Origin of the sequence: Lactiplantibacillus pingfangensis (assembly GCF_005404945.1) — a bacterium.
In the GTDB taxonomy this organism is placed as follows: domain Bacteria; phylum Bacillota; class Bacilli; order Lactobacillales; family Lactobacillaceae; genus Lactiplantibacillus; species Lactiplantibacillus pingfangensis.
This window is the reverse complement of record NZ_BJDG01000008.1, coordinates 107,107-115,349: the sequence shown is the minus strand read 5'-3', so window position 1 is coordinate 115,349 and position 8,243 is coordinate 107,107. Positions and strand designations below refer to the sequence as shown.

Here is an 8,243-nt window from a genome sequence, read left to right as displayed (position 1 = left end):
AAAATCGAAATTAAATTTACTCATAAATGAAACCCCCAAAATTGGATTTTTCTGTCCAACCTTGGGGGTTCACTTTATTAACGATGCGTAGTTTATTAGCTGGCATCGCATGCCAATCGGCTGCCAGTTCAAGGTTGAGCAGGAGAATGGCCAGAACTACGCCGCCTAAGACGACTGGTAAGGCAATTGACAGGCTGATCTTGCGTAGTAAGGTCAAACCGCCCATTAACCCAAAAAGAACAATGAAGCCCAGCACCCGCCATGGCTTGATTGGTCGACGTTCAGTAATGGTATGAGCCTCATAAAAGGCCATCGAAAAGCCATTCAACAGTCGACCGGCCGGGATTGCCGCCAGAAAGAGTAAGCCTAAAATTACGAAGGCCAGCTGATAATGGAGATCGAAGCTGAAGTCAGCCACGAAGAGCAAGCCTAATCCAGCGAAAATCAACCAGTAAAGGCGCTTTAATTTAAAGTCGGTGCTCGTGGTCAAGTGTAACTTGATCGTGAGGTAGTATGGCCAAATGTTTGCTGAAGTATAGCCTAGACAGAGACCACCAAATACTAACCAAGGTAAACTGGTGGTCACGCTATAGATTAAGCTCCCGATTACACCCAACCAGAGACACAGCAGTAGATAGGTGCTAGATTTCAAGCCGAGGCGCTTCGTGGAGAAGATGCTCGCAGCCCGGGCGATATAGAAGACAATAATGGCAATTAAATAAGTCACACTATGAGACGATTGATACTTAAATAAAATCAAGACATACGGTAGCACAATCCCGATGTTGGCCAAAAAATTTAAGGTCGCAATCGAAAAGTCCAAAAAAGAATTTTGTAATTTCTGCAATAAGTTCACGCACCATTCCGTTAATTTCCTACTAGTAAGTATAGCAATTAATCCGATCGAAAGCTGTTAAAGTGACTAATTTGTACGGAAGTCAGCGCAACGGATGACCGTGTTTTTTCACTTTACATCGCAAGCGGGGTTCAGTATGCTAAATTAAAACCGGCAACGGCTTGGTGCAATCAATCACACTAGTAACCTGTTACTTTAACTAAAAACTCAGACCAAAATCAAACCCACAACAACCACTAGTTTAGCCCATCACGGAGTCGTTGCTGGATCTGATTATTTAACCTACTTGGTAACTTGAGGACTTGCACATCTGTGCCGAGAAAGAGGAACCAGTCAATAAAATTGGCCACTGCTGGTTGGTCATTCAAATCCAAATAGGTTTCGTACCGTGCACTTTGTTCAAAGGGATCTAAATATTCAAGCTGGTCGGCTAATTGATGGTAACGGTTGAATTGCGCGATCGCGTGTGGTCCTAATTTAAGTGTGATCGTTGGCGTTGGGGTGGCTTGCTTAATCTTTGTTTCCATGCTGGTTAAGTCTAAGTCAGTCGCAATCGGGGCGATCGTTTTAACTTGATCTAACGGCAAATTTTTGACTTGCTGCTTAGTCAAACTGTAGAAGAATAAGCGCCAACTCGCTTGTTGGTGACCTAAATATTGCAAATAAATCTCGTCGGTCACGCCATTTTGCCAGGTGAGCTGCAAATGGCGGGTTTGTAAACTCGTCGTGATCACTTGCCGCAGTAGTGGGCTGCCAGTATCCGTTAACTCTAATAACTGGGTATTACGTGGATTAGTCTGTTCAAAACGCAACAATTGTTGTAAGGCAATTAGGCTGTCTTGCTGCGTTTGTGACGCGATTGCCAGTAATTTTTCGGTCAGAGTTTGCCGATTCTGTAAAAAAGGCAGCTGTTGGTTGGTCGTAGCCATAAAACTCACAAACAAGGCCTTTAACTCGTCAGTATTAAATTGAACCGCAGGCAGTAATTGGTTGCGCATGACCGAAAAACCGCCATCCGGGCCAACAGTTGAGACTAAGGGCATGCCCAATTCTTGAATCGCAGCGACATCGCGCCCGGCCGTACTGCGAGAAATCTCAAATTCGGCCATTAAATCCGGAATGGTAAATTGTTGTCGATTGTTGATATAACGCATTTCCGTGTTAATCCGAGTTGTTTTTTTCATTAGTTGCTCCTTAATAGGTTCAATTTTTGACATGATTACGCCATATAATAACATTATTCAATTCAAGGAGGAACAATTACAATGACAAAATCACAAATCATCAAAAAAGACGCCTTTACAGTATTAGGACTTGGGACCACGCTTTCAGGGGACTATCAAGCGCTGCCCAGTCAAAAGCGGGCCTTTTGGCAGACCGTTCACGAAGATGGCCGCTTTACGAATTTAATGACGCTGGCACAAAATCAGCAACAATTTGCCGTGAACGAAGCGATTGACGGCAAGATGTTCTTCTACGCCGGTGTTCAAACTGATGCCAACGTTAAAGTCGGGGAAAACCAACGCGCAATCAGTTTCCCGACGAGTGACTACTTAGTTGTCACGGGGGAAGCCGCATCTGAGACGGCCTTATTCGAACTCCTGGAAGGGCAGTCATTTGGCGAAGCACTCCCCAGTCTGAGCAACTATGCTTATGTTGGTGGTCCTAATACAACCGTCATCACCAATCATCAGGACAATCAAGTTCAAGGCGAAATGTGGATTCCAATCGTCACTAAATAACTTTCAACAGTTAACAAATAAATTGCACTGGTAGTCGTCATCATTTATGACGCTTGCCGGTGCTTTTTTAAGTCAAAATCACGAATAGTCGGTATGATAAGGACAGACTTAATCAGTGGCGCGGACGCCGGCTACAATCATTGAGACAAGATTTTGAAAGATGTCATTAGATTGTTAACAATTAAATTGTCTAGTAGGGATAAATGTTTTATAATAATAATGACCATTGAAGGAGGGCCCTAGTCACCATGCGTAAATTAGAAGACCACTTTTGTTTTTTGATGTATGTCACGTCACGCGCCATTCAACGGGCCTATCAACCAGAATTAGCGGCTCAAGGATTGACTTATCCGCAGTATTTAGTTTTAGTCTTGTTAGATGAACATCCCGATCTGACGGTAAAATCAGTCGGTAATTGGCTGGACTTAAGCACTGGGACAGTCACCCCGTTGCTTAAACGCTTGGATGAGGACGGTTTGATCACCCGACAACGCAGTCAAGCTGACGAACGGCAAGTCAGTGTCAACTTAACTGTCGCCGGACGTCATAAGCGGGCAGCCGTTAGTGAAGTCCCCGAGTTACTCTTAGATCGTGGTGAGTTAAGTTCCGAGGAGTGGCAAACCCTGTCACACTTGACCCACAAGTTGATGATGAATTTAAAAAATTAAGTTTGTCTAAAACCCAACACACCATTGTGTAATTTTGCAATGGTGTGTTTTTGCATGCTAAAGTCCGGAAATACAAGGATTGTCGCTGATTAATCTCGTCATCAACCCAATTCACATTCGAAAATTTCTATGATTATCATCATAGTTTCATCATATTACCATGCGAAAAAATCACATTTTATCTTTATGCTTGGTTCTATTAACCGAACGAGGAATGGAGAGAGACAAAATATGATCTATGCACAAATCTTAGCGGGTGGCAAAGGAACCCGAATGGGACATGTTCCCATGCCAAAGCAATTTTTATCTTTGGCGGATAAACCAATCTTGATTCATACGATTGAAAAATTCGTTTTAGAACGCCGATTTGACGCAATCATCGTCGTTTGTCCGATTGACTGGCTAAGCCATACTAACGAATTGATCAAAAAATATATTCACGATAAGCGTGTCCAAGTCGTCGTTGGCGGGAGTGATCGAAATGACACTTTAATGAAAGGTATCGCCTTTATTCGTGACCATTATGGGATCCATGAAGACGACATCCTGATCACTCATGATGCTGTGCGGCCGTTTGTGACCGAGCGAATTATTAATGACAATATTGCGGCGGTCTTAACGCATGATGCCGTGGATACCGTGATTCCGGCCACCGATACGATCATCCAAAGCACGACGACAGCTGTTGATGCGATCCCGGTGCGTTCAACCATGTATCAGGGTCAAACCCCACAAAGCTTTAAAATTAGTATCTTGGTCAAGGCTTATGATAGCTTGACGGCCCATCAAAAGGCGAGTTTAACCGATGCTTGCAAAATTGTTTTACTGGCTGGTTATCCCGTTAGTCGCGTTCGTGGTGAAGCTTTCAATATTAAAATTACAACACCTTATGATTTACGGGTTGCAACGGCATTAATCGAAGAGAGGTCTTAGCATGTTAAATCAAGTTTATCGGCTGGTTTCAGCCCGCCAATTTGAAGTTCAGACAGTCACTGAGACAGTGACATCTAATGACATCATCGTGCGTCCAAAGTATTTATCCGTTTGTCATGCGGATCAACGATATTTTACGGGTAATCGCCCGCAAGCCGTTTTACGTCAAAAGTTAGCGATGGCGTTAATTCATGAAGGCGTCGGCGAAGTCATTGTTGATCCACAGGGCCAATTTAAACCGGGCGCGCTAGTCACAATGATTCCAAATACCCCGGAACAAACTGACAACGTCATTCAAGAAAACTATTTGCCGACTTCAAAATTTCGTTCAAGTGGCTACGATGGTTTCATGCAAGAATATGTCTGCATGAAACGGGATCGGGTCATTCAATTGCCAAGTAATTTTGACCCCGAAATGTCTGCTTTTCTGGAGATGGTGTCGGTTGGGGTTCAAGGGTTAACGCGGCTAACAACGGTCATGGATGCCGATGATCGACGAATCGGTATTTGGGGTGATGGCAACTTAGGCTACATTACGGCCGTCCTGGTAAAACAACTATTTACTGAGAGTCAATTGATTATTTTTGGTCGTCATCAATCAAAATTAGATTATTTTTCTTTCGCAGACCAAACCTACTTAGTGGACGCCATTCCAGCAACGTTACAAATCAGTCAAGCCATTGAGTGTACCGGCGGCCGTGGCAGTGAACTGGCCATTGATCAGATTATTAACCATCTTCGACCGATGGGTACCGCGATCTTAATGGGCGTGTCAGAAGATCCAGTCGATATTGATACCCGTGACTTGTTAGCAAAAGGGATCACCTTACGTGGCACCAGTCGGAGTAGCCGCGCCGATTTTGAACAAGCCATTGCACTCTTAGCTGCGAGTCCGGTGACACGGGAACGATTACAGAGTTTGATCGGTTTGACCCGAAAAGTGCGGACGGTACAAGACATCACCGAATTTTTTGAAAGTAATTTGAGTCATTGCTGGGGCAAGGCGGTGATGGCATGGGAGGTCTAAAAACACTTAAACTCAAGTTGTTGAAGGTCGGCCTGAATACTTGCTACCAGATTTGCTATTACGTCAATCGCGGCCGACAGCAACAGATCACCTTTGCCACGATGCGCAGTACTAGCCTAGCTGACAATCTACAAGCGGTTTATCAAACCTTTGAACGGGCGAATACACCTAATCTTAAGGTGAGTTGCTATCATTATGATCACAGTTTTAAAAGTAAACTTGGCTTTCTATGGGCCTCACTGCGCGCCCTGAACACGCTTTCGCGCTCAGAACTGTTTATTGTCGACGATTACTTTTTCCCCTTGTATGCCATTAATAAGCAGCCGCAAAACAAGGTTGTCCAGCTTTGGCATGCGGTCGGAACCTTGAAAAAGTTCGGACTCAGTCTACCTGGTGCTGAAAAGAGCATTTTAAAGCCACACACTAATTATGATTGGGTCTTCATCAACAGCGAGGAAAATCGGGCAGCGTATGAGCAAGCCTTTGAAATTGACTCCAGTCGGGTGCTAGTCACCGGTGCGCCGATGTTGGACGCTTTGTTGGCACAAACGCCTCAGACGCTAGTCGGGCCGAAACGCTTATTGTATTCGCCAACTTATCGGCCAGGATTAGACGGCGAACAGCAAGTGTTGGCATACGTCCAAGATTTCGTCACCGCCGGCCAAGCGCTCACTTCGGATTGGGAAATCTACATCTCCTTACACCCATATTTAAGCTTACCGGCACTGAACTTACCGAAAAACTATCATATTTTTCAGGATGCTCAGCAAGTCAAGGCACTGATGCCGTCGATGGCGCTATTTATTACGGACTATTCGTCATTATCATTGAATTTCAGTTATTTCGAGCGGCCCATTCTATTACTAACACCTGATTATCAAGATTATCTTAAAAAAACTGGCTTTTACGTTGATTATTATCAAGCCATCGGCGCACCACACTTTGACGCCGCCACCCAACTCGTCCAGTTTATCAATCAAGAGTTGTCGACCTTGGATTTGTCGTACGTCAGCGCCTTGAAAGCAAGCACATTTGCCCATCAGGATCGGCAGAATAGTCAACGTGTTTACGACTATTTGAGTCATATTATAAAATCGTCGTAGGAGGTTAGTTACACATGTTACAACGTTTAAAACGGCTTATCCGTCGCCTTTTAATTGGACGACAATCAGCGCGCGTGCAACCAGTCTCATTAGATGACGTGACGGTTGACGCCCGTGATAAGTACTTGAATGAACCACGATTGGATCAAAATGCCGAATCACTCATTAAGCGAAAAGTGACGCGGTTAGCGTTCAATCGCTCCTATTTGGAAATTGCGGGTGAGGCCTACTTCGAAAGTTACCCCGAAAAAGATCCAGAACGGCTCATTAAAAGTCTGATTTTAGTTGGTGACCAACGTGAAGAAATCGAAATACCCTTAGTTAATCAGGCCTGTGATGATTTAAAATATCCCATGGCCGGTTATCGTGGCGCAATTAACTTCTCAACGATCAGTGCCGGCAAGCCGCTAATTCCCGGAACTTACGACATTAAATTGCAATTAAAGCAATACTTAACTAATGGCTGGCTTATTCGCCGGACGACAATTGGGCAAGTGGCCGAGACGACTAAAGATTTGACTTATACCACGAAGATGACCAGTTACTCAGCTAAACGCAATAAGACCTATAGCCTGATTTTTCGTTACAACTTGGCGGCCCAAGCACTACGCGTAACTGCACATCAGTTGAGTGACCTTAATCCATTGGAAAATTCTTTTACCTCTGGGGAGACACTCGAAAGTCGGGCAATGCGTGGCATCAAGCGCCGGGCCTTAAAGCTCTGGTACCACTGGTATTGTTTACAACCTGTGCGCCAGAAACAAATTTCGTTTGTTTCCGATAGTCGTGCATCAATTTCTGGCAACTTTGAATTTATCGCCGCAGAATTAAGACGTCGAAACACTGACTTTAAGTTGTCATTTTATTTAAAACCCAGCATTAAAGCCAAAAAATCCTGGCATGAAATTCGAACGCTCGCCAAAGCATTGGCAACTAGCCGCTATGTCATTTTGGATGACTTTTATCCGTTGGTTTATCCGTTACATATCCGAGAAAAAGTCGATTTAATTCAAGTTTGGCACGCGGTTGGCGCTTTTAAAACCTTTGGCTACAGCCGGTTAGGCATGCCAGGCGGTCCGAAAGCACAATCCTTAAACCATCGAAATTATACTAAAGCGTTAGTCTCATCCAGACACATTGCCGACAAATATGCGGAAGGCTTTGGCATTAGCGAAGATAAGATCGTTCCCCTTGGCATTCCGCGCACGGATATCTTCTTTGATCAAGCCAAACAACAAGCCGTTCGTGAACGGGTCACACTGGAACTGCCTTTTATTAAAGGCAAAAAAGTCATCTTGTTCGCACCAACTTTTCGTGGTAACGGCCAACAATCTGCCTACTATCCATTTGAAATGCTCAACTTCAAGGCAATCTATGAGGCGCTGCACGAGGACTATGTTTTCTTGCTTAAGATTCATCCATTTGTTCAGAATAAACCGACATTGCCGTATGAATATGCTAATTTTTATTATGACGTCTCAGATTATCGCGAAATCAATGATATACTCTTAGTGGCAGATCAGTTGATTACTGACTATTCATCCGTTTGTTTTGAATATGCCTTACTCAATCGACCGATGATTTTTTTCGCCCCAGATTTAGCAGATTACATGCAGTCGCGAAACTTTTATTTTGACTATTTTGACTTCATCCCGGGACCGTTAGCCGAGACGACTGAGAGTCTGATTAAACAATTGAAACAGCCCGTCATCAATCAGAAAAAAATGGCTGGATTTGTTCACTTTTTCTTTGATCAACTTGATGGCAAGGCCAGTGCACGCTTTGTTGATGCCCTAGAAAATCAATTTAAACCAGCTGGCCAGAAAAATCAGCCAACGGCCGGTGAAGATGGCAAAGCGATTCCAAACTGGGGCAAAACGACGCCTAAATCATAACCCTTAGATGGAGGACAAC

General features: G+C 44.1%; 8 protein-coding genes. 6 read left to right on the top strand and 2 right to left on the bottom strand.

From position 1 onward, the window contains the following. Positions 1-16: 16 nt before the first annotated feature. Together FFM74_RS05520 and FFM74_RS05515 are read right to left on the bottom strand one after the other, a co-directional pair. On the bottom strand, positions 17-847 hold the full coding sequence (locus tag FFM74_RS05520) for a hypothetical protein (RefSeq protein ID WP_137625632.1): 831 nt from the start codon (positions 845-847) through the stop codon (positions 17-19). 245 nt (positions 848-1,092) lie between these two features. Beyond that, entirely contained in the window at positions 1,093-2,040 is a 948-nt protein-coding gene (locus FFM74_RS05515) for a helix-turn-helix transcriptional regulator (protein ID WP_171000657.1), read from the bottom strand. 81 nt (positions 2,041-2,121) lie between these two features. On the opposite strand from FFM74_RS05515, the gene FFM74_RS05510 reads away from it, so the two are divergent. The 6 genes from FFM74_RS05510 to FFM74_RS05485 all read left to right on the top strand — a co-directional run bounded on the left by FFM74_RS05510 (position 2,122) and on the right by FFM74_RS05485 (position 8,224). Continuing rightward, positions 2,122-2,598 carry a GyrI-like domain-containing protein gene (locus FFM74_RS05510; RefSeq protein WP_137625630.1) on the top strand — a complete coding sequence of 159 codons (477 nt, stop codon included), beginning with the start codon at positions 2,122-2,124 and terminating at the stop codon, positions 2,596-2,598. A 248-nt stretch (positions 2,599-2,846) separates the two neighbouring features. Further along, a complete protein-coding gene (locus tag FFM74_RS05505) occupies positions 2,847-3,266 on the top strand; it encodes a MarR family winged helix-turn-helix transcriptional regulator (RefSeq protein WP_137625629.1) in 420 nt (139 codons plus the stop codon). A 231-nt stretch (positions 3,267-3,497) separates the two neighbouring features. Continuing rightward, positions 3,498-4,199, top strand: coding sequence for an IspD/TarI family cytidylyltransferase (locus tag FFM74_RS05500; RefSeq protein WP_137625628.1), 702 nt, complete (start codon positions 3,498-3,500; stop codon positions 4,197-4,199). 1 nt (position 4,200) lies between these two features. After that, the gene (locus tag FFM74_RS05495; protein ID WP_137625627.1) at positions 4,201-5,226 is read left to right on the top strand and encodes a ribitol-5-phosphate dehydrogenase; all 1,026 of its coding nucleotides are present in this window, start codon (positions 4,201-4,203) and stop codon (positions 5,224-5,226) included. After that, on the top strand, positions 5,214-6,329 hold the full coding sequence (locus FFM74_RS05490; protein WP_137625626.1) for a CDP-glycerol glycerophosphotransferase family protein: 1,116 nt from the start codon (positions 5,214-5,216) through the stop codon (positions 6,327-6,329). The genes FFM74_RS05495 and FFM74_RS05490 overlap by 13 nt, the downstream gene beginning before the upstream one ends. Before the next feature lie 14 nt (positions 6,330-6,343). Beyond that, complete coding sequence (locus FFM74_RS05485) at positions 6,344-8,224, top strand: CDP-glycerol glycerophosphotransferase family protein (RefSeq protein WP_137625625.1); 1,881 nt, start codon at positions 6,344-6,346, stop codon at positions 8,222-8,224. Positions 8,225-8,243: the final 19 nt, after the last annotated feature.

What these genes read in the sequence shown, in the direction of transcription:
- FFM74_RS05515 (WP_171000657.1), bottom strand. Translation starts at nt 2,040, where the DNA reads ATGAAAAAAACAACTCGGATTAACACGGAAATGCGTTATATCAACAAT.
- FFM74_RS05510 (WP_137625630.1), top strand. Translation starts at nt 2,122, where the DNA reads ATGACAAAATCACAAATCATCAAAAAAGACGCCTTTACAGTATTAGGA.
- FFM74_RS05495 (WP_137625627.1), top strand. Translation starts at nt 4,201, where the DNA reads ATGTTAAATCAAGTTTATCGGCTGGTTTCAGCCCGCCAATTTGAAGTT.
- FFM74_RS05505 (WP_137625629.1), top strand. Translation starts at nt 2,847, where the DNA reads ATGCGTAAATTAGAAGACCACTTTTGTTTTTTGATGTATGTCACGTCA.
- FFM74_RS05485 (WP_137625625.1), top strand. Translation starts at nt 6,344, where the DNA reads ATGTTACAACGTTTAAAACGGCTTATCCGTCGCCTTTTAATTGGACGA.
- FFM74_RS05500 (WP_137625628.1), top strand. Translation starts at nt 3,498, where the DNA reads ATGATCTATGCACAAATCTTAGCGGGTGGCAAAGGAACCCGAATGGGA.
- FFM74_RS05490 (WP_137625626.1), top strand. Translation starts at nt 5,214, where the DNA reads ATGGGAGGTCTAAAAACACTTAAACTCAAGTTGTTGAAGGTCGGCCTG.